This window comes from Thermosynechococcus sp. HY596 (genome assembly GCF_030518715.1).
GTDB lineage: Bacteria > Cyanobacteriota > Cyanobacteriia > Thermosynechococcales > Thermosynechococcaceae > Thermosynechococcus.
Genome location: NZ_CP130346.1, coordinates 1,998,692 through 2,018,358 on the forward strand (window position 1 = coordinate 1,998,692; position 19,667 = coordinate 2,018,358).

Below are 19,667 nucleotides of genomic sequence, written 5' to 3' on the forward strand. Positions count from 1 at the left end.
GGAGATTACTCAAACATGGCGTTAATCATATCGCGGTAGCGATCGCTCACGACATGACGACGAATTTTTAGGGTTTGGGTCAAAAGACCATTCTCTATCGTAAAGGGTTCGAGGACAAAGCGAAATGTGGCAATGCGATCATCTGGGCGATAGCCGGGGCGATTTTGCACTTCCCGCAGCAGTTCTTGGCGGTAGAGATCAATAATCACTTTGCTCTCCAGCGTCACCAGTTCACCCGTGCCCGCTGGTGCCGGTCGGTTCGGCAACTCTAGCCGGTACCCCTTGGCAGCCACCCACTGCTCCAGCGCTTCCAAATTAGGCACAATCAAGGCACCCAAGGCTTTTTGATCTTGACCCACCAGCATAATCTGGTCAATGTAGGCGCTGCGGATACAGGCATCCTCAATGGGCTGCGGTTCAATATTTTCGCCGTTGCTGAGAACAATCGTGTCCTTCTGCCGCCCCGTCAGCACCAAATCGCCATTGGGGGTGAGGTAGCCCAAGTCGCCCGTGTCAAACCAGCCCTCAGCATCCAGCACCTTGGCAGTGGCCTCCGGTTTGTTGTAGTAGCCGCGCATCACTTGTGGCCCTTTGGCCATCACCAGTCCTTTTTGGCCAAACTCGACGGGGGCTTTAGTTTCGGGATCCACAATCTTAATGGCGGTATCGGGAATGGGACGGCCGGTGGAGCCGCGTAGATTTGCCCAAGAGCGGCGAGCGGTCAGTACCACAGCCGTTTCTGTGAGGCCATAGCCCACTAGCACTTCTAGGTTGATGACTTCATAGAATGTGTCCAAATGGGGGGCAAGGGCACCGCCACCACTAATCACCTGTTTAATTTCACCGCCTGTGGCTTCACGAATTTTGCTATAGACACGCTTCTCCCCCAGTTCGTAGAGAGGCTTGAGGAAAAAGGTTTGCAGACGGGCAACCAATTTTTGCCAACCGCTGGGATGGGGGTTGGTCAGGCTGAGGCCGGTGAGCAGTCGCCGTTGCAGGACATATTGCTGGCCCACACTGAGGAAAAACTGGGCAAGACGCCGCTTTGTGGCCGGGGCATCGCGCAGTTGCTTTTGCACCCCTTCATAAAAGCCTTCCCAGATACGAGGTACGGCAATCATGTAGTGGGGCTTACACCGTTTTAAGTCATTCTTGAAGTGACGGAGGTTAGTATAGGTTTGGCTACAGCCACAGGCAAAGAGAAAGTACTCGGCCACCCGTTCGTAGGCATGCCAAATGGGCAAGATACTGAGAATGCGATCGCCCACCTGCGGTTGCACAATTGCCCAGAGATTGACAATTTGACTCAGTAGCCCCCCATGGGTGACCATCACGCCCTTGGGTTGACCTGTGGTACCGGAGGTGTACATCAGCGTTGCCAAGTCATCGGGGGTAATGGCGACTGCCCGCACTGTGCCATATTGTCCTTCCGTAAAGACTTGACCAAAATTCAAGAGCCGCAGGGGAAAATGCTCAAGTTCTGGGGATTCTGCACTTAAGAGCACAACAGTTTCCACCCCTGTCTCTGCTAAACCCTCTTGAAGTTTGCGCAAGGTGGCCAAGTTTTCAATCAGCAGCAGGGTTGCGCCACTATCGCGCAGAATGTAGAGCAGTTCTTGGGCCTCTGCGGTACCACTGCGCACCACATTAATGGCACCGGCCATCATACTGCCTTGATCGGCAATCAGCCAGCGGGGACTATTGTCAGCAAATAAGGCCACGCGATCGCCGGCAGCGACACCCAGCGCTTGTAGGCCAGCAGCAAAGCGTTGAATGCGTTGATAGAGTTCACTGTAGGTAATGCGCGTCGGAGGGTCTTCGTAGGGCGCATCAACAGCCACCACCTCCCCATGGCGTTGCGCTAGTAGAGGCCAAATTTCCGGCAGCGACTGGAGGGTTTTGTAGGCCAAAAAGTGATCGGGTAACGACGCATCTTGGGGGAGGCCGCCGGGGGGAGTGTAGGTGTAGGCCGCACTGGTCATTGGTTTGGCTCCAGACGCAACACCTAGATAATAAACCCTCAATGGGACACCTCATGCAGGTTTAACAATTTCAATGTGAGATCATAAGAATCGGTTACTTAGCAAGCAGTCCTATGGTGCCCTTTGTTCTTGCCTCTGCTTCGCCGGCGCGCCGCCAACTGCTGCGACAGGTTGGCATTGATCCCATTATTCAACCCAGTCACTTTGATGAATCCGTGATTCAGGCAACTACTCCCACGGAACTGGTGCGATTACTGGCACGGTGTAAGGCAGAAACAGTGGCTCAAACCTACCCACCCCCCGCCCTCATTTTGGGCTGTGATTCTGTGCTGGTTCTAGGGGGAGAAATTTATGGTAAACCAGCCTCACCGGAGGTGGCGATCGCCCGCTGGCAACAAATGCGCAGTCAAACGGGAGAATTGCTGACAGGCCATGCCTTGATTGACTTGGCACAGGGGCGCACCTGTGTTGAGGTGGAGTCCACCCAAGTTGTTTTTGCCGATATTAGCGATGCCGAAATCGCTGCCTACGTCGCTTCTGGTGAACCCCTTGCCTGTGCTGGTTGTTTTGCCCTCGATGGCCAAGGTGGTGCCTTTGTCGAGAAAATTGTCGGGACTCCTAGTAATGTCATTGGCTTGAGCTTGCCCCTACTGCGGCGGATGCTGCTGAGCTTGGGATACACCCTTGGCGATGTGCAAGGCAAGAAATGAAAAACTAGCCTAGACAAGTCTAAATGCTTAGGGTATGCTAAGAGATTGCGAGTTAAGGAACTGTCATGAACGCCCAAGAGATTATTCGCTCGATTGAAGCGGAGCAAATGAAGACTGACTTGCCCGTGATTCATGTGGGCGATCGCGTTCGGGTCGGAGTCAAAATTCAAGAAGGCGGTAAAGAGCGCGTCCAACCCTACGAAGGGGATGTGATTGCCATGCGCAACACGGGCATTAACCGCACCATTACCGTGCGCCGTGTCTTCCAAGGAGTGGGCGTTGAGCGCGTCTTTTTGCTACATTCGCCACGAATTGATAGTATAAAAGTAATCCAGCGGGGTAAAGTCCGCCGTGCCAAACTCTACTACCTGCGCAACCTCGTAGGTAAAGCCTCGCGCATCAAAGCACGGTTCGATCGCCCTCTGTAAACAGCCTTGCGTCCTTAGTTCAGTTGGTAGAACGTCGGTCTCCAAAACCGGATGTCGGGGGTTCGAGTCCTCCAGGGCGCGTTAGTTAGTCTGATCTGAAGGTTTTGGCGTCTTAAAGTCCTTTGCAACAGGGATGTACTGGACTAAATGCTTGAGTATCTGGGCGACGCGGATGAGATTGCGATCGCTATCGCCAAGCAAACTAAAGTTGTGGGATAGCGCAAATTCATTACCGAGCAGTTTCACAAAAAGATAGTCATAGCCATTGGTCACCAAGCCAAAAATGGGGATATTGCGGTCGGGACGGGCAGACATATAGGCAAGGGCTTGGGGCACAGCGCGTAAGACACTAAAGCCACTCCGTTTACCTTCAATCACGACTAGCCAGAAGTTGTCCCGAATGGTCAGCGCATCTATCCGTCCCTCTAGGCTGACTTTGCCCTCCTCACTATCAACTTCCGTTTGGATTTCTACCCATGTTTCACCGCGAATGCGATAGGGGGGGTCACACAGGCCTAATGCGTCTAGTAAGGGGGATAGCAAGATAATGTTTAGCGTTCCCTCGCTCACTTCACTTTCTTCTAAGTAGAGTAAATACCGTTGGGATAAGCGGTTTAATGCCTCTATTTCCCTATCGCTGAGCTGTGATGTTGCGGATTGCCACTCAGGGAAAAAGTTAGGGTTTCTTGATTTAGTGAGGCCTAGTTTGGTCTCTAAATCCCGAAAGGTGATGATTCCTCTAGCGATCGCGGTTGCAGTAGCCATTATTACCCATTAAAAACGATACCTAGCGAACTTCAGAGACGAGGGGTGTGCCGCGATCGCTCCCCTGAAATTGTAGCGCTGTTTTTGCCAGTTCCAATAATTGCAGTTCAGGGGGATAGTGCCTTTCTTGCTTGAGGCGTTGAATGTCCTGTTTCCCCAGTTGCCAGTGCAACCGTTTGGCTAGAGCCAGTAGGACATCGCTGCGATCAATGACGCCCGCCACAGCATCGGCAGGGGTTAAAACCGTAACAAAGCGTTGTTGCTGCTCCTCTAGGGTGCAAACCGTCTTGGCGAGAGAGTCTGATTCTTTGACGGTGGCGATCGCCCGCAGGGGGACGGCTAACTCTTCGACTGGCGTCACTTCCCAGCGGCTGCGCTCCACATGGTTCAAGGCTTGGGGATCCAAATAGCCTCGGTAGCGACCAGCGGTGGCGACAAAGTAGGCTGTGGGCTGGCGATCAGCCAGGAGGAGATAGCGATCGGCAAACTCCCGCAGAGAGAGCGTCCCCTCAATGACGCGAAAATCCCGTGTCATGGCCTCGGCAGCCGTTAGAGTGAGCAGCGTTTCTTGGAGCTGGCTGAGACGGTGGTAGAGTATCGCATTTTGCAGGGCAAACCAACCCAACAGTCCCAACCACAGACCGTTACCACTGCCAAGGAGGGTCAGCAATAGCCCAAAACTAATAGCTAACCATCCCAACATCTGCCCCGATCGCGCCGCCCAGCGCATCCCCTGAAAGCGATTGCCTGTCAATTTCCAAACGGCTGCCTTGAGCACTTGACCCCCATCGAGGGGAAGTCCCGGCAGAAGGTTAAAAACCCCCAAGACAAAGTTGATATTGGCCAGATAGAGCAACAGTTCATGGAGGGGATGATCCGCCGGCAGTACCACGGCTGCCCCTTGCAACAGGGCAAAAAGGGCAAAACTCACCAAAGGCCCCGCGATCGCCACCTGAAAAGCTTGACCGGGGGTATTGGATTCCCGTTCAATAGCCGCCATACCACCAAAGAGAAAGAGGGTAATCGAGCGCACCGTAATCCCTTGGGAACGAGCCACCAAGCTGTGCCCCAATTCATGGAGCAAGACTGAGGCAAACAACAGCAGGGAAACGACAAATCCCATTCCCCATGCCAGTGCTCCCCACTGCGGGTACGTGGTCTGCCAGTCACTGCCATTGAGAAAGGTAAACAGCAGAATCACCAGAAACCACGACCGATCAATGTAGAGGGGAATGCCAAAGACACGCCCCACTTGCCAACCTTGTCCCATGCCCACCTCAGTGCATCGCGCTCTATCTCCATTATCGCCCCAGATTCTGAATACACATGATTTACAAAAATTTGCGTCTCAAAACGTGACCTTCCCATCTCTGGCCTAAAATAAAGGCAACGCTGCTAGAGGATGGTGCGATGTCTCAAGCCCCTGTACTGGTCTCTGCCAATGGCCATGTCCTAGACGTGCCCTTTGATTCCTTTTGGCAAGGGTTGCAGGAGTTTGGCTCCCATTTGCTGTGGTCATTGTGTCTCTCACTGCTCCTGAGCCTTCTCCTCAGTCTGATCAGCTACTGGCTTAGCGTGACTTTCGGGATACCCGTACTGCCCTTCTTTTTGATTGTTGTTTAACTTGTGGGGAGCTGCGTATGTGGGGTTTACTCATTACTTGGATTGTGACCAGTATTAGTTTGTTTATTGTGTCGCGCCTCTCGTTTTTGGGCGTGGAAATTGATAAATTCACAACTGCGCTGTGGTCGGCGATTGTCTTCGGCTTTTTGAATGCCACGTTGGGGGCTATCCTGAAATTCTTTGCATTCCCCTTTATTTTTCTGACGTTTGGCTTGGTTGCGCTGATTATCAATGCCGCTATTTTTGCCCTTGCAGCAGCCCTTGTGGATGGCTTTAGACTACGCAATGGCTTTTGGAGCGCCTTTTTTGGCTCGATCGCCCTCAGTATTGTCAACTGGGCTTGCTTTAGTCTGCTGGGTCAGGCCGGCTTGCTCTAGGATGCCTTTCCTAGATAGCCACGAGGGGTAATCAGCCAATCATGGAAGCAGCGGGTACTGGCATTGCCGATCAGCACCAAGCTGAACATATCCACCGTTTCCGGTTTCAAGGCGCCAAGGGTGGTGAGGGTGATCTGCTCCTCAGGGCGATAGGCGGCACGGACGATCGCTACGGGTGTTTGTGGTGAACGATATTTTAAGAAAATGGCTTTGGCATCCACCAATTGCTGCTGGCGATCGCGCGAACGGGGATTGTAAAGGGCAGTTACAAAATCCGCTTCTGCCGCTGCCCGTAAGCGCTTCTCAATCACTGGCCAAGGGGTCAGGCGATCGCTGAGGCTAATCGTACAAAAATCGTGCATCAGGGGTGCTCCCAAACGAGCTGCCGCCGCATTAACAGCACTCACCCCCGGCAACACCTCTACGGGTAAATCACTGATACCCGCTTCTGCCAATAGCTCCAGCACCAGACCCGCCATGCCATAGATGCCACAGTCGCCCGAAGAGACCACAGCGACATTGAGTCCCCACTGAGCCAGATCAATCGCTGCTTGGGCACGTTGTCGCTCTTGGGTAATGGTATAGGCAGCAACCATCTGTCCCGGTCGCCGCAGGGGAGCCAGCAATTCTAAGTAAAGCCCATAGCCCACGAGAATATCGGCGGCCAAAAGGGCAGAACGGGCTGCGAGGGTGAGTTGATCCAAGGCTCCCGGACCAGTGCCAATCAGGCTCAAGGCACCTTGGCGGGGAATGAATTCCCGTTCAGACTGGGCAATGGCGATCGTCACCGCACCGGGTTCACCCCCTTGACGGTAAATCTGCTTAGGAACAATTAAACGCCCCCCCTCACTGGCTAACACTGCTGCGGCTTCAGCCACACTGGGCGTTCCCATTTCTGCGGCGACAATGGTTGAGGGGGTGGGTACGCTAACAGGCGCCAATTCTTGAGCGGAAAACCAGCGGCTTGGCCAATCGTGCGCCTCAGCCACCTGACATAACCCCACTTCATCGGCTTTGCGATCAATACTAGCAAGGCCGGCGATCGCCAGCGGGCTTAACCCGGCTTGGGCAAGGGTATGATCAATGGCCTGCTGGATCAGGGCTGCCGATGTTCCCCGTTCACAGCCAATGCCGAGCCACAGTACCCGTGGATGCCAAGCCACACCTGAGGTCAAAGAGGAGGGCAACGCTTTTTCGGTAATCCAAACCGCATTTTCTAGGGGTGGGGTGCTGACAAACTCAAGGGGGTGATCTGAACTAAGAGCCGTGCGCCACAAAGAGCTACCGCAGGTTTGATACACTTGCAGCGGTTTTCCTTGAGCCTGTTGGCTAGCGATCGCATTCCAGTCTCCTGCCCCCCGTTGCCACCCCAAGGCCGTTCCCCAGGTATCCACAGCAAAGTAGCCTTGGGCATGACTTGCTCCCGTGAGAATGGGTGTCGCCCCAATGGCGGCGCTGAGCACTTGACACAGGCGATCGCCCCCAGCCCCATGACTACCTAGCAAACTCACGATCCATTGACCATCCTCAGACAGAACGCAGACCGCCGGATCCTGTCTTTTGTGGGTCAACAGGGGCGCGATTAACCGCACCACAGCACCGCAGGCTAGGGCAAAAATCCAAGCCTGATAGTGGCACCAGTGGTTTTCGAGATGCGCGGCAAGGGGGCGATCGTAGCTTTGTACCCTAGGGTGAGTGGATGCTAAATGGCTGGGTACCCAGATGCTCAGGGGAATCCCCGTGTCCACAAGGCGTTGCAGTTGAGCCAGCCCTTGGGCAGTGGTGGCGATCGCCCCAATGGGTTGAAACTGGTCTAACCGTGGCATGAACTAGACATCAAAGCGATAGCGCACTGCGCCCGTTTCTGGATCGTTAAATACTGTGGCGTAGCCGAGGCGTTGGGCTTCAAAGAGCAGTTCCTCAACGGTTTGGGCATCAAAATGGGTATAAAGTGCGGCTTGGGCGGCAGAAAGGACGCCACCGTGTTCCTTAGCCACTTGCAGTAAGCGGTGCATGGGCGTCGCGGGGTTGAGGTCGGCTTGTTCCCATGCGGTCAGATAGCGCCCCCGCAGGTAGGTATTGCGGTGATCCACCATCCCCGGAATTAAAAAGAGATCAATGAATTGACCAATGCCACAAAAGCCAAAGGTGATCAGGTATAAAAAGCCAATCATCGGCTGGCCGACATAGAAGCGTTGCAGGCCACAGAAACCCACAAAGCTCAAGCACCACAGCAGATAGGCAACCCCCACCTTGAGGAATTTTGGCTGCGTTTGCCAGCGTTGGCGATGAGTGGAAAAGTAGAGTGTTTGCCCCATGATCTCAGGAGGATTCCGCTACTTCTCATCCTAACCTAAGTTTCTGAGAACCACTGCGGGGGCTAGCGATCGCCCCCCAAGAATACGTCCTAGAAATTCGGCTGATGACGAATCAGATTCAGAAACTCCTCACGGGTCTTTTGATCTTCACGGAAGACCCCCAACATTGAACTGGTCACCGTCCACGAGCCGGGTTTTTGGACACCGCGCATCACCATGCACATATGGCTGGCTTCCATGACCACAGCCACCCCCTGCGGATCGAGAACGGTTTCAATGGCTTCGGCCACTTGACGGGTCAGGCGCTCCTGCACTTGCAGCCGCCGCGCATACATTTCGACAACCCGTGCCAGTTTGCTGAGGCCGATCACCCGCTGATTGGGGATATAGGCCACATGGGCTTTGCCAATGAAAGGCAACATGTGATGCTCACAGAGGCTAAAGAAGTTTATGTCGCGCACTAAGACCATTTCATCGTGGCCTTCATCGAAAATCGCGCCGTTGACAAGGGTTTCAAGGGATTGACTATAGCCACTGGTGAGAAATTGCATCGCTTCAGCAACCCGCTTGGGGGTTTTCAGTAACCCCTCGCGATCGGGATCCTCACCCACATTCAGCAGAATTGTGCGCACTGCGGCCATCATTTCTTCTTTGGCAACATCTGGGGGGGGTGGGTGGGGAATCGCTTCTTTGCCTTGGTGGGTGTTGCGATCGGGCAGAATTGCCGGAGTGGTCGCTTTACCGTTAATGATCGAATCGGGCATATTGAACGTTGTCATAGAAAGAGTGACAAGTGAAGGACAAAGGGAGCCTAGAGGGTTCCGCCAAGGGGCATCACCACTAGCTCTTCCACAAAAGCCGTTTGCGGCAATTGAGTCGTGTACAAAATCGTGTTAGCAACGTGTTCAGGGGTTAACATCCCCGTGCGGTCAAAGTCTCCTGCTACGTCTTCCCAAATGGGGGTATCAACGGCGCCGGGACAGATGGCAATCACGCGGATACCGTGGGCGCGTTCTTCAGCCGCCATCGTTTTGGTCAAGGCCATGAGGGCAAACTTCGAGACACAGTAGGCGCCCCAGTCGGGAAAAACTTGGCGTCCAGCAATTGAAACAACATTTACTATCGTACCGCACTGGCGGGATCGCAGTTGCGGCAGTACCGCTTGCGAGCAAATGAGGGCACTGGTGAGGTTGACGTTAAGAATTTGCTGCCAGTCCGCCAAGGGTTGATCAATCAGGGGCACGGTTCTTGCCATACCGGCATTATTCACCAGTACATGGACATCGCCAACACGAGCGAGAATCTCATCAAGGCGCGATCGCAGGGGTTCAGGATCGCTAAAGTCCACGCTAAAGGTATGGGCTTCAACCCCACAGGCCACCACTTGGGCATGAACGGCAGCAAGTTTGGCGGGCGATCGCCCCAACAGCACGACATTAAACCCCGCTTGGGCAAAGGCAATGGCCGTGGCGGCCCCAATGCCACTACTGGCGCCCGTGATTAAGACTTGTTGGGTCATACTGCTTCACTAAAGACGCCCATGCGCCGGAACTTTTGATAGCGCAACTCCCGCCGTTCACTACTGCTGAGGGCTTGCACTTCCGCCAAATTTCGCAGGAGAGCCCCCTTGAGATTTTCCGCCGCTTCTACGGGGTTGCTATGGGCAGCGCCGACAGGCTCGGGCACAATTTCATCAATAATTCCCAGCTTCAGCAGGTCGCGAGCCGTAATTTTCAGGGCTTCCGCCGCTTGGGGCGCCTTTTGGGCATCGCGCCAGAGAATCGCGGCACAGGCTTCTGGGGGCGCCACACTATAGACGGCGTGCTCAAACATCAGCAGGCGATCGCCGACACCAATGGCCAAGGCTCCCCCTGAGCCACCTTCACCAATCACGGTGCAGATGATCGGCACCTCAAAGCGAAACATCTCCCGCAGATTGTAGGCAATCGCTTCCCCTTGGCCAAACTTCTCCGCCTCTACCCCAGCCCAAGCCGCTGGTGTATCAATAAAGGTGAGGATGGGCATCTGAAAACGGTTCGCGTGCTCCATCAGACGCAGGGCTTTGCGATAGCCCCCTGGTGAGGCCATACCAAAATTGCGAGCCACATTGTCCTTGGTATCGCGACCCTTTTGCTGCCCCAGCATCACGACGGGTTGACCATTGAGGCGACCAATACCACCGACAATCGCTGGATCATCGCTGCCTCGGCGATCGCCATGGAGTTCAATCCACTCTTCGCTAATGGCTTGGATGTAATCCAGCGTGCTGGGACGGCGCGGATGACGAGCCACCTGCAGGGTTTGCCCCGGCGTCAGCTTACTGAAAATTTCATAGCGCAGTTGCTTGGCGCGCTCTTCCAATTCACGGATTTGCTCCGAGACATCAACGCCAAACTCCGAGGACTTATCCCGCACCTGCTGAATTTGGGCTTCTAGCTCCACGAGGGGCTTTTCAAACTCCAACAGAAGCGTGCGACGTTCGTTTGCCATAGGCGATTGGGTTCCTTTTGGTGTTACTGGGTGTTCAACAGTAGGGGCTGAAATCCGTGTTTACGGGAGACTTCACCAATTTGCTGCATCTTTTCCACCGTGATTTGATTGCGCCCCCAAGAGAAATTGGTGTGCCAGCCCTCAAACTCTAAAAGCATGGCTTCCGCAAAACAAGCAAACATCTGCCGTGAGGGCACATCCATATTCACAATTTCCATAATTTTCCAGTCAATATCGAGGGCGTGCTCGACAATGCCACCATTGAGAACATGAATCTCGGGGTGCTGAATTTTGGTGCCCATATTTTTGGGGTAGCCGCCATCAATCATCAGCGAGGGGCGCTTCAACTGCTCAACGCTCAGCTCGACTCCCTTGGGCATACTGGCCACCCAAACCACAATATCGGCAAGGGGTAGGGCATCCATTAGGTCTAGAATTTTCCCCCGTCCCAATTCCGCCTGTAGGTCTAGCAGGCGATCGCGATTCCGTGCCACCAGTAAGAGATCCTGCACATCCAAGCAGGTATTCAACCAACGGCAGACGGCACTGCCAATATCCCCAGTAGCCCCACAGACAGCCACAGTTGCCTGACGCAAATCAATCCCCACTTGGGGCGCCGCCTGCTCAATTTGTTGGCAGATGATATAGGCGGTGTGGGTATTCCCCGTGGTAAAGCGGCGAAAGTCTAGCTCGATATTGCGAACGTGGGACATTTTCTCCAGATCAAAATTCTCAAAAATGATCGAGGAGAAGCCCCCCAGCGCCGTAATGTCAATATCATGCTTTTGGGCGTGGGCCATGGCGTTAATGATTTTGCGAGTGGCCGCCTTCACCCGCTGGTTGGCCAGCATTTCCGGTAAGAAGCAGGACTCGACGTATTTGCCATAGATAGTTTTGCCCGTGACGCTTGTCACCGTAATCTCATCGACGATCTGCGGCGGTGCCATACACCAAAATTCCAAGCCTTGATCGGCGTATTCGGGATACCCTAACTGGTGGGCAACGGCTTGGGCGTGCTCCAGATTCGTCAGATGACCAATTAATCCAAACATACAAGCGTGCGGTGACTAAAATGTAACGATATGTTAAGCCACCCTTATGCCGCAGTTAGGCCATAAACCGACATCTTCATAATTTCGCGGGTGGTAAAGCCGATATTTTCTAGGGCACCACTGTACTGAATCATGAAGTCTTCCACAAGGGCGTCTTTTTCCATGCCAAGCACTTTGGCGTCTGCTTCCACTTGGTTGAGCATTTTCCAGACCAAGGGCAGGTTGGCGCGATTGGCTTCTTCAACTTCCGCTTTGACGCTCTCAAAGTTTTCCTTTAACCAGATTTCGCCAAAGTTGAGGTGGCTGTACTCATCTTTGACCACACCCTCAGTAATTTTGCGGGCAAAGGGATCTGCCATCGGGATGTAGATGTTGTAGGCCGCGATCGCAAAGCACTCGATGATTAAAGCTTGAATCAGCAAGCAAGTCGCAATTTTCCCCTCTGCCAGTGCCGCTTGAAAGTTACCGTGCAGTTTTTCAAAGAAGGCCTTGGCAAATTCCATATCCGGGGTCACGCTCAGGTTGCGACCACAGGCCTCAAACCCCTTTCTGTGGCGGGCTTCCATCTTGGCCAGGCGGGTGAGTTCTTCTTGGTGCTCAGGCAGCAGCTTGGCTAGGTCAATGTAATTGTCGTGAGCTTCCTGTTCACCTTCAATGACAATGGCGTTGATGCGGCTGTAGGCATCCTTGTAGCGATCGCTATGGTAGTCCAACTCAGGGGTAGCGGTAGCCGTTGTCATTGCGAACTCTCCTAAACACAAATTTATTGGAAGTTATGAGGTAGCAGGGCTTCCGTTATCATAGCGCAGCAGCGATCCCCTGACGAGGGGCAACGTGCCAGAGATTTTCGAGTTCCTGAATAGGCGAATCTCTATGCACCGATAGCACTAGAAACTGCCCATATTGCTTGGGGGTGGCACTTCTGGCAACGGCTGAGGGGGAGGAGCGACTGACTGAATAGGGCCATTGTAGTCAATGCGAATCATCGGATTGCTGGGGTCGGGGTTGACCGTGACAATACTTTCAATAGTTGGTGGTTCCGCAGGTGCCCCCCCTAGAAAGCGAAAGGTAAACGTACCATCACCATTGTCCACGTAGGGAGATTGACTCGCAGGCCCAAACATGGATGCTTCAGCGCGGTAGCGACTCAACCCGCCATTCGCCCGCTCTGCTGCCTGTCGTGCCCAATTCCGTGCCCGCTGGAGGACTGGATTATCTACCCCAAAGGGATTAAAGTTTTCCCGTGGTGGTGGCTCTGTCTGTGCCAGCACTGGACTGATACCTGTCAACGCGCACGTTAGAATCAGGCTGAATGCCATAGGACGAAAGGACATCAACGCAAACTCCCACTCCTAAACTTTGCTTTGGCAGTCATGTACCCCTTAAGTGACGAGCAACTGAATCTTTCAGTTCCAAACCCAATATGAACCTTGTCCTAAAATAGGGGATCCATAAAGGGGAGGCAATTCTCTTCAATAGTGCCCCTCAGGTTTTTGGCTGCGTGCCAGCCTTGGGAAAAGAGCCGTAGTAGAGAAGTCCGTAATAGACGGATGCCTCGCCCCTATTGATACAATGGGTAAAGTGATAGGCTAAAACGATTGCATGAGTTAAACGCACTGCGGTGCGCAATCCACAGTCTAGAGGGCATAAACCTGAGTCAACCTATGAGTGATGAAACCGTAACCAACCCCGCTGCTGAAGCCCAAGAAGGCGAAATTACCCCCGATGTCGTTGAGAATCATGCAGAGGCCACCACGAGCGAAGAGGGTCAAGCATCTGAGGCGACCTCTACGGATACTCCTGCGGATGCAGCGGACTTGCTAGAGAAAATTGCTGCCCTTGAAGCTGCCAAGGCTAGTCTTTCGCAGGTGGTGGAGGAGCGCAATAGCCAATATATGCGCCTTGCCGCTGACTTTGAAAACTTCCGCAAACGCACCCAGCGAGAAAAAGAGGAACTAGAGCTACAGATTAAGTGCAGCGTCATTGCTGATTTACTGCCGGTGGTGGATAGCTTTGAGCTAGCCCGCACCCACATTCAAACCGAAACAGAGGCGGAAGAAAAAATTCACCGCAGCTATCAGGGGGTTTACAAGCAACTGGTGGAGTGCCTCAAGCGCATTGGTGTTTCGGCGATGCAGGCCAAAGGCAAGCCCTTTGATCCCAATCTCCATGAGGCTGTGCTGCGGGAAGCAACGAATGAGCACCCTGAAGGCACGGTGATTGAAGAACTCAAGCGGGGGTATATGCTGGGCGATCGCGTGTTGCGCCATGCCATGGTCAAAGTGGCCGCTCCTCCTGAAGAGGGTAGTGCCAGTGACACGAATCCCACCAATGATGTGACGGACGTATAGGGGCACTTCAAGGGAATGCCACGCCGCTACTACATCACCACCTTTGGCTGCCAAATGAACAAGGCCGACTCCGAGCGCATGGCCGGGGTTCTAGAAGCAATGGGCTTAGAACCGGTGGCCGAGCCGGATGAGGCCGATGTCTTGCTCTATAACACCTGCACGATTCGCGACAACGCCGAGCAGAAACTCTATTCTTACCTAGGGCGGCAAGCCAAGCGCAAGCATCAAGAACCCAACCTAACGCTGATTGTGGCCGGTTGTGTGGCTCAACAGGAGGGGGAACAATTGCTGCGGCGAGTTCCTGAAGTGGATCTGGTGATGGGGCCGCAGTATGCCAATCGCCTTGGTGAGCTGCTGGAGCAGGTGTGGAATGGCAGCCAAGTGGTGGCAACGGAGCCACTGCACATTGTTGAGGACATTACCAAACCCCGCCGCGATAGTAGGGTCACTGCTTGGGTCAATGTGATCTATGGCTGTAATGAACGCTGTACCTACTGTGTGGTGCCGGGGGTACGGGGGCAAGAGCAATCCCGCCGCCCCGAGGCAATCCGCGCCGAAATTGAGGAACTGGCGGCTCAAGGCTACAAGGAAGTGACGCTCCTTGGGCAAAACATTGATGCCTACGGTCGTGATTTGCCGGGAATTACCCCAGAGGGGCGGCGACAGCACACGTTTACTGATTTGCTTTACTACATTCATGATGTTGCTGGGATTGAGCGGATTCGCTTTGCCACCAGCCATCCCCGTTATTTTACAGAACGCTTAATTCGCGCCTGTGCTGAACTTCCCAAGGTGTGTAAGCATTTTCACATTCCCTTTCAGTCGGGGGATAATGAAGTTCTCAAGGCGATGGCACGGGGCTATACTCGCGAGCGTTACCTACAAATCATTGAAACGATTCGCCGCTATATGCCGGATGCTGCCATTAGTGCCGATGCCATTGTTGGTTTTCCGGGCGAAACAGAAGCCCAATTCCAACGCACCCTAGATCTGGTGGCGGAGGTGGGCTTTGACCAACTGAATACAGCAGCCTATTCGCCGCGCCCGAATACGCCAGCGGCCACTTGGGACAATCAAGTACCGGAAGAAATTAAAGAAGACCGTCTGCAACGGCTGAATCATTTAGTGGCCACGATCGCTGGCGATCGCTCCCAACGCTATCTTGGCCGGGAAGAGGTGGTGCTGGTGGAGGGGGTCAATCCCAAGGATCCGCAACAAGTCTATGGCCGCACCGATGGCAACCGCCTGACCTACTTACCCGGTGAGATTGAGACCCTACGGGGACAACTGGTGCGGGTCCGCATTACCGAGGCGCGAGCCTTTAGCCTCAGTGGCATGCCTCTGACAGCTCATTCCTTGGTTGGCTGATTTAGGGGGGCTAGATCGCACAAATCACTTCATCGCGGCAGAGGGTGGGATCCACGTAGGGCAGCATTGGCTTATCGCCAACGTAAATTCCCAAGCCTTGAGCCGTGCGAATCAAGAAGCTATTGGGATCCACATGGCGTGGGCATTGAGCCACCACATCGGCAATGGGAACAGTGACCACCTGTCCTGCCTGCCAGGCTACCATGCGGCCAAAGGTTCCTTGAGCGGCCAAATCCACAGCGGTATTGCCCATGCCCGCTGCCAGCAGCCGATCCATGGCCATGGGGGCACCGCCCCGTTGAATGTGACCTAGGACTGAAACCCGCAGCTCAATGGGGATGGGACTGTGCTGGGCAATTTTATCGGCAATGTACTGACCAATACTGCAATGGCGGCGCTGGTGGGCGTCCTGCTCCAGTTCTTTGACACCCTCGGCAACGACGATGAGGGCAAACTTACGTCCCCAGCGATCGCGCAACTTTTGCAGATGCTGGCAAATGCCTTCAATGGAGTAAGGAATTTCTGGGATGAGGATCATATCGGCACCCCCAGCAATCCCCGAATACAGAGCCAAGTGACCGGCAGTGCGCCCCATCACTTCCACCACAAAGACGCGATCATGGCTAGCGGCGGTGGAGGTAATCCGACTCAGGGCTTCCACCACAATGTTGACGGCGGTATCAAAGCCAAGGGCGCGATCGGTCAAGGCGACATCGTTATCAATGGTTTTCGGCACGGCAAGGAAATTCCAGTTTCCCTTTTGCGCCAGTTGATGCAAAATTTTCAGGCTGCCATCGCCACAAATGGCAATAAGCGCATCCAAGCCCAATTCATAGTACCCAGCAATGACTTCATCGGCATGACCAAGGGTATCGCCCTTATTAATTGCTCCGAGAATGGTTCCCCCCATGTTGAGCAATACATCCATTCCCCCGAGACCCTCGGCATTGAGGGGGATCGCCTTCCGCTCAATTAACCCCTGAGTGGCGTGGAGAATGCCAAGCACCTCCCAACCGTAACTTAGAGTAGCATGGGCAACAATGGCACGGATGGCCGTATTTAGACCCGGACAATCTCCGCCACTGGTGAACACACCAAGTCGTTTGCGGCTGGTACTCATGAATCCTTGCTTCCTATGTGAACGGTTATGGCCTCAAAGCCTGCCTCTGCGCCTAACAACGGCACCGTCAACATCCTAGCGAAGGTCAATCGCCCTTGACTGCTTGAGTTAAGAGCTTGCAACATCCTTAGGAATCGTTGAATTTTGCAGCGGGGAATATCTGATTAGGGGGATCGCTTAGACTAGTGATCTATGGAAATTCCTCGCCTACACCCCGATACGATTGAGGCAGTGCGCCAAGCGGTCAACATTGTCGATGTGGTGGCCGAGCACGTTGTCCTACGCAAGCGTGGGCAAGAATACGTGGGTTGTTGTCCTTTTCATGAGGAGAAAACCCCCAGTTTTACGGTGAGTCCCCTGAAGGGCTTTTATTACTGTTTTGGCTGCGGTGCCGGGGGCAATGCCATTAAGTTCCTGATGGAACTGCAAAAACGCTCCTTTGCCGAGGTGGTACTCGACCTTGCCCAACGCCATCAGATTCCAGTGCGCACCCTCGATAGTGAGCAAAAACAGGCCCTACAAGCGCGGCTCTCCCTTCAAGAGCAACTCTACGAGATTCTGGCGATCGCCACCAGTTTCTATGAACATGCCCTGCGGCAACCCATTGGCCAAGCCGCCCAAGACTATTTGCAGCGACAACGCCATCTCAAAGAGGACACGATTCAGCAATTTCGCTTGGGCTATGCCCCTGCGGGTTGGCAAGTGCTCTACACCTACCTTGTGGAGCAAAAAGGATATCCCCCTCAGCTGGTAGAACAGGCCGGTTTGATTATGCCTCGGCAGACAGGAGACGGCTACTATGACCGCTTTCGCGATCGCCTGATGATCCCGATTATGGATGCCCAAGGACGGGTGGTGGGGTTTGGCGGTCGTACCCTCAGCAACGAAGAGCCAAAGTATCTCAACTCCCCAGAAACTCCGATTTTTAACAAGGGTCAGTTGCTCTTTGGGCTGGATAAGGCGCGGCAAGCGATCGCCCGCAAAGATCAAGCAATTGTTGTCGAGGGTTACTTTGACGTGATGGCGCTGCACCAAGCGGGGTTTTCCCAAGCGGTGGCCAGTCTAGGAACGGCCCTCAGCCAAGCTCAAATTAAATTACTGCTGCGCTACACCGAGTCGAAGCAAATTATTCTCAACTTTGATGCCGACCCAGCGGGAGAACGGGCGGCCGATCGCGCCATTGGTAAGGCTGCCGATTTGGCCTATCGGGGTGATCTGCGACTGCGAATTCTCACATTACCAGCGGGCAAAGATGCCGCTGACTTTTTCAGTGCGGGTGAAGCACAGCGTGAACACTACCAAGCCCTCCTAGATCAAGCGCCCCTGTGGCTGGATTGGCAAATTCAAACCATTGTGCAGCAGTACGATCTCAAGCAAAGTGATCAATTTCAGCAAGCCAGCCAAGCCCTGAGCCAACTGTTGGGAAAACTGCCCAATGCCACACTGCGCAGCCACTACATTCACCACTGTGCTGAGCTATTGGGAGGCCATGATAGTCGCTTCGTTCTCCGTTTAGAAGAATCCCTGCGGCAACAGGTGCGGGGTCAACGTTGGCAGGGGCGATCGCAAAAATGGCAACGTCCGGCGGACTATAACCTCCGTCAAGCGGCGGAAGAACAACTGCTACGCCTCTACCTCCACTGCGGCGACTATCGTCCCCTGATTCGCCAAGCCCTGCAAGCGCGGGACATTGAATTTAGCCTCTCCCACCATCGTTGGCTGTGGCGGCAGATCTTGGCCATTGAAGAAGCGTACTGTGCCGGTCTGCCAGCGCCCGATGATCCCTATACCACTGAGTGGCTCCTTCATTCGCCCACGGAAACAGGAACCCAACTCACGGATTTAGATTTGGTCACGCACCTTTTTGATCGCCTCGATGAGGCAGAGGAGGCCGCCCTCATTACTCCACTACTCCATTTGGATGAAACGACTGCCGTGAGTCTGGATCGTCCTGAACTCGTGATCCAAGCAGCGGCAGCAGCCCTTGAGCGCATTGCTGTTGAAAAGCGATGTCGCTATATTCTCCGGGCTTGGCAGGAAACTGTCGCGCTGATTTTAAGTGAATCCCTTGCCAGCGAAGCCCTGCGCCAGTATTTGGATCGCCTGCTCACCGACAACGAACCTGCGATTGACGACGTCCCCGGTGTGGCGCCAGAGCGACTGCAAGTGCTTGCCCAACTGCGCCGTGACTACTACCAGCATCGCCAATACCTGCAGCAATTGGATCAGCAGCGCTGTCCGCCGTTGGCCGCAATTCGCAGCTATACCTAGGTCTAGTTCTGGTGCTGTTCAATACTGAGCCCCTTCATCGCTCCCCAAAATTGTTTCTGAAAGTTTTGAGCCGGTTGAGCCTTGGGGAAAAAGCTGGACTATTCTTCACTCAATCTTTGTAGCCGCTGGCGATCGCAGATGGTAATCTCATTGCCCTCTACCCTCAGAATGCCTTGGGTATTCAGGTCGTAAAACGCCCGCGACAGCGTTGCAGGAATAGTGCCTAGCAAAGCGGCCAGCTCTGTTTTTTTCAAATCTAGGGTAATGCTATCTGGGCGATCGCTAGTGGCCAATCGTTGCAACAAATAGGCTGCTAGGCGTTGGGGCACCTGTCTAAAGGAAAGGTCTTCTATAAGACTCACCAAATGACGCAGATGCCTAGCAAAGCTAGCTAGCAAACGAACACTTAGATCCGCATCTTGGTGGAGCAAATTCAAAAAAGCGAACCGCGGCAAAAAGATCAGTTCAACGTATTCAATTGCTTCTGCCGAGGCAGGATAGGGCTGGTTATCGAAGGCCACCACCTCCGCAAAGCTGTCGCCCGGTTCAAAGATATTTAGGATTTGCTCCTTCCCTGCCGCTGAAAGATTAAAGACCTTGACCCGCCCGGTTTTCACGACAAAAAACCCCGCAGCGGCATCGCCTTTTCTAAAAATGATTTGCTGCCGTTGCCAAATCTGTAACTGTGCAATTGCAACCAACCGCCCTAGCTGGGGTGGCGAAAGTTCACTAAACATTGGTGACTGGCGCAGACATTCCTCAATACCCGCTTTCATGACCCACCGTAAAAGTTAAATATTTCTCAAGGTTCC

Annotated in this window: 20 protein-coding genes and 1 tRNA gene; 8 read left to right on the top strand and 13 right to left on the bottom strand. The window is 53.8% G+C overall.

The annotated features are described in order from the left end of the window. Window positions 1-5: 5 nt before the first annotated feature. Window positions 6-1,982 (bottom strand): long-chain fatty acid--CoA ligase, encoded by a 1,977-nt coding sequence (locus tag QYC28_RS09840; protein WP_286649596.1) that lies wholly within the window; start codon window positions 1,980-1,982, stop codon window positions 6-8. A gap of 113 nt (window positions 1,983-2,095) precedes the next feature. On the opposite strand from QYC28_RS09840, the gene QYC28_RS09845 reads away from it, so the two are divergent. The 3 genes from QYC28_RS09845 (at window position 2,096) to QYC28_RS09855 (ending at window position 3,201) form a co-directional block, all read left to right on the top strand. Continuing rightward, on the top strand, window positions 2,096-2,692 hold the full coding sequence (locus tag QYC28_RS09845) for a nucleoside triphosphate pyrophosphatase (RefSeq protein ID WP_206201008.1): 597 nt from the start codon (window positions 2,096-2,098) through the stop codon (window positions 2,690-2,692). Window positions 2,693-2,757: 65 nt separating this feature from the next. Then, window positions 2,758-3,120: a 50S ribosomal protein L19 gene (gene rplS / locus QYC28_RS09850; protein WP_149820398.1), complete on the top strand. Its 363-nt coding sequence runs from the start codon at window positions 2,758-2,760 to the stop codon at window positions 3,118-3,120. 8 nt (window positions 3,121-3,128) lie between these two features. Beyond that, window positions 3,129-3,201: transfer RNA gene (locus QYC28_RS09855), tRNA-Trp, on the top strand. On the opposite strand, the gene QYC28_RS09860 is transcribed toward QYC28_RS09855, so the two are convergent. Next, on the bottom strand, window positions 3,202-3,885 hold the full coding sequence (locus QYC28_RS09860) for a type I restriction endonuclease subunit R (RefSeq protein ID WP_149820400.1): 684 nt from the start codon (window positions 3,883-3,885) through the stop codon (window positions 3,202-3,204). Window positions 3,886-3,907: 22 nt separating this feature from the next. Beyond that, complete coding sequence (locus QYC28_RS09865; RefSeq protein WP_149820402.1) at window positions 3,908-5,155, bottom strand: site-2 protease family protein; 1,248 nt, start codon at window positions 5,153-5,155, stop codon at window positions 3,908-3,910. A gap of 140 nt (window positions 5,156-5,295) precedes the next feature. On the opposite strand from QYC28_RS09865, the gene QYC28_RS09870 reads away from it, so the two are divergent. Together QYC28_RS09870 and QYC28_RS09875 are read left to right on the top strand one after the other, a co-directional pair. After that, entirely contained in the window at window positions 5,296-5,508 is a 213-nt protein-coding gene (locus QYC28_RS09870; RefSeq protein WP_149820404.1) for a hypothetical protein, read from the top strand. A 17-nt stretch (window positions 5,509-5,525) separates the two neighbouring features. Further along, window positions 5,526-5,885, top strand: coding sequence for a phage holin family protein (locus QYC28_RS09875; protein ID WP_206201004.1), 360 nt, complete (start codon window positions 5,526-5,528; stop codon window positions 5,883-5,885). On the opposite strand, the gene cobJ is transcribed toward QYC28_RS09875, so the two are convergent. The 8 genes from cobJ to QYC28_RS09915 all read right to left on the bottom strand — a co-directional run bounded on the left by cobJ (window position 5,882) and on the right by QYC28_RS09915 (window position 13,079). Continuing rightward, window positions 5,882-7,711, bottom strand: a complete 1,830-nt coding sequence (cobJ, locus tag QYC28_RS09880) for a precorrin-3B C(17)-methyltransferase (protein WP_302679408.1) — start codon at window positions 7,709-7,711, stop codon at window positions 5,882-5,884. The two genes, QYC28_RS09875 and cobJ, sit on opposite strands and share 4 nt — an antisense overlap. A gap of 3 nt (window positions 7,712-7,714) precedes the next feature. Then, window positions 7,715-8,203, bottom strand: coding sequence for a TM2 domain-containing protein (locus QYC28_RS09885; RefSeq protein WP_286668660.1), 489 nt, complete (start codon window positions 8,201-8,203; stop codon window positions 7,715-7,717). An 89-nt stretch (window positions 8,204-8,292) separates the two neighbouring features. Then, complete coding sequence (gene folE, locus QYC28_RS09890; RefSeq protein WP_226972056.1) at window positions 8,293-8,967, bottom strand: GTP cyclohydrolase I FolE; 675 nt, start codon at window positions 8,965-8,967, stop codon at window positions 8,293-8,295. Window positions 8,968-9,014: 47 nt separating this feature from the next. Then, window positions 9,015-9,722: an SDR family oxidoreductase gene (locus tag QYC28_RS09895; protein ID WP_149820412.1), complete on the bottom strand. Its 708-nt coding sequence runs from the start codon at window positions 9,720-9,722 to the stop codon at window positions 9,015-9,017. Beyond that, window positions 9,719-10,693, bottom strand: a complete 975-nt coding sequence (locus QYC28_RS09900; RefSeq protein ID WP_149820414.1) for an acetyl-CoA carboxylase carboxyltransferase subunit alpha — start codon at window positions 10,691-10,693, stop codon at window positions 9,719-9,721. Before QYC28_RS09900 ends, QYC28_RS09895 begins: the two co-directional genes overlap by 4 nt. A 23-nt stretch (window positions 10,694-10,716) precedes the next feature. Then, the gene (locus QYC28_RS09905; protein WP_149820416.1) at window positions 10,717-11,745 is read right to left on the bottom strand and encodes a long-chain acyl-[acyl-carrier-protein] reductase; all 1,029 of its coding nucleotides are present in this window, start codon (window positions 11,743-11,745) and stop codon (window positions 10,717-10,719) included. A 44-nt stretch (window positions 11,746-11,789) separates the two neighbouring features. Continuing rightward, complete coding sequence (locus tag QYC28_RS09910) at window positions 11,790-12,485, bottom strand: aldehyde oxygenase (deformylating) (RefSeq protein WP_149820418.1); 696 nt, start codon at window positions 12,483-12,485, stop codon at window positions 11,790-11,792. Window positions 12,486-12,632: 147 nt separating this feature from the next. Then, entirely contained in the window at window positions 12,633-13,079 is a 447-nt protein-coding gene (locus tag QYC28_RS09915) for a hypothetical protein (protein WP_149820420.1), read from the bottom strand. Window positions 13,080-13,409: 330 nt separating this feature from the next. Between QYC28_RS09915 and grpE the strand changes: the two genes are divergently transcribed. Together grpE and miaB are read left to right on the top strand one after the other, a co-directional pair. Further along, window positions 13,410-14,096 carry a nucleotide exchange factor GrpE gene (gene grpE / locus QYC28_RS09920; protein ID WP_226971942.1) on the top strand — a complete coding sequence of 229 codons (687 nt, stop codon included), beginning with the start codon at window positions 13,410-13,412 and terminating at the stop codon, window positions 14,094-14,096. A gap of 15 nt (window positions 14,097-14,111) precedes the next feature. Next, window positions 14,112-15,464 carry a tRNA (N6-isopentenyl adenosine(37)-C2)-methylthiotransferase MiaB gene (miaB, locus tag QYC28_RS09925; RefSeq protein ID WP_149820422.1) on the top strand — a complete coding sequence of 451 codons (1,353 nt, stop codon included), beginning with the start codon at window positions 14,112-14,114 and terminating at the stop codon, window positions 15,462-15,464. A gap of 10 nt (window positions 15,465-15,474) precedes the next feature. Here miaB and QYC28_RS09930 read toward each other — a convergent pair whose 3' ends face one another. Continuing rightward, window positions 15,475-16,584, bottom strand: a complete 1,110-nt coding sequence (locus tag QYC28_RS09930; protein ID WP_149820424.1) for an ATP-dependent 6-phosphofructokinase — start codon at window positions 16,582-16,584, stop codon at window positions 15,475-15,477. A gap of 192 nt (window positions 16,585-16,776) precedes the next feature. Here QYC28_RS09930 and dnaG point away from each other — a divergent pair, with 192 nt between their 5' ends. Next, the gene (gene dnaG, locus QYC28_RS09935; RefSeq protein ID WP_302679409.1) at window positions 16,777-18,855 is read left to right on the top strand and encodes a DNA primase; all 2,079 of its coding nucleotides are present in this window, start codon (window positions 16,777-16,779) and stop codon (window positions 18,853-18,855) included. A gap of 98 nt (window positions 18,856-18,953) precedes the next feature. Here dnaG and QYC28_RS09940 read toward each other — a convergent pair whose 3' ends face one another. Beyond that, window positions 18,954-19,631 carry a Crp/Fnr family transcriptional regulator gene (locus QYC28_RS09940; protein WP_302679410.1) on the bottom strand — a complete coding sequence of 226 codons (678 nt, stop codon included), beginning with the start codon at window positions 19,629-19,631 and terminating at the stop codon, window positions 18,954-18,956. Window positions 19,632-19,667: the final 36 nt, after the last annotated feature.

Bases quoted from the DNA above. Each gene is read 5' to 3' on its own strand.
- QYC28_RS09840 (WP_286649596.1), bottom strand. From the start codon at position 1,982: ATGACCAGTGCGGCCTACACCTACACTCCCCCCGGCGGCCTCCCCCAA.
- QYC28_RS09845 (WP_206201008.1), top strand. From the start codon at position 2,096: ATGGTGCCCTTTGTTCTTGCCTCTGCTTCGCCGGCGCGCCGCCAACTG.
- rplS (WP_149820398.1), top strand. From the start codon at position 2,758: ATGAACGCCCAAGAGATTATTCGCTCGATTGAAGCGGAGCAAATGAAG.
- QYC28_RS09860 (WP_149820400.1), bottom strand. From the start codon at position 3,885: ATGGCTACTGCAACCGCGATCGCTAGAGGAATCATCACCTTTCGGGAT.
- QYC28_RS09865 (WP_149820402.1), bottom strand. From the start codon at position 5,155: ATGGGACAAGGTTGGCAAGTGGGGCGTGTCTTTGGCATTCCCCTCTAC.
- QYC28_RS09870 (WP_149820404.1), top strand. From the start codon at position 5,296: ATGTCTCAAGCCCCTGTACTGGTCTCTGCCAATGGCCATGTCCTAGAC.
- QYC28_RS09875 (WP_206201004.1), top strand. From the start codon at position 5,526: ATGTGGGGTTTACTCATTACTTGGATTGTGACCAGTATTAGTTTGTTT.
- cobJ (WP_302679408.1), bottom strand. From the start codon at position 7,711: ATGCCACGGTTAGACCAGTTTCAACCCATTGGGGCGATCGCCACCACT.
- QYC28_RS09885 (WP_286668660.1), bottom strand. From the start codon at position 8,203: ATGGGGCAAACACTCTACTTTTCCACTCATCGCCAACGCTGGCAAACG.
- folE (WP_226972056.1), bottom strand. From the start codon at position 8,967: ATGCCCGATTCGATCATTAACGGTAAAGCGACCACTCCGGCAATTCTG.
- QYC28_RS09895 (WP_149820412.1), bottom strand. From the start codon at position 9,722: ATGACCCAACAAGTCTTAATCACGGGCGCCAGTAGTGGCATTGGGGCC.
- QYC28_RS09900 (WP_149820414.1), bottom strand. From the start codon at position 10,693: ATGGCAAACGAACGTCGCACGCTTCTGTTGGAGTTTGAAAAGCCCCTC.
- QYC28_RS09905 (WP_149820416.1), bottom strand. From the start codon at position 11,745: ATGTTTGGATTAATTGGTCATCTGACGAATCTGGAGCACGCCCAAGCC.
- QYC28_RS09910 (WP_149820418.1), bottom strand. From the start codon at position 12,485: ATGACAACGGCTACCGCTACCCCTGAGTTGGACTACCATAGCGATCGC.
- QYC28_RS09915 (WP_149820420.1), bottom strand. From the start codon at position 13,079: ATGTCCTTTCGTCCTATGGCATTCAGCCTGATTCTAACGTGCGCGTTG.
- grpE (WP_226971942.1), top strand. From the start codon at position 13,410: ATGAGTGATGAAACCGTAACCAACCCCGCTGCTGAAGCCCAAGAAGGC.
- miaB (WP_149820422.1), top strand. From the start codon at position 14,112: ATGCCACGCCGCTACTACATCACCACCTTTGGCTGCCAAATGAACAAG.
- QYC28_RS09930 (WP_149820424.1), bottom strand. From the start codon at position 16,584: ATGAGTACCAGCCGCAAACGACTTGGTGTGTTCACCAGTGGCGGAGAT.
- dnaG (WP_302679409.1), top strand. From the start codon at position 16,777: ATGGAAATTCCTCGCCTACACCCCGATACGATTGAGGCAGTGCGCCAA.
- QYC28_RS09940 (WP_302679410.1), bottom strand. From the start codon at position 19,631: ATGAAAGCGGGTATTGAGGAATGTCTGCGCCAGTCACCAATGTTTAGT.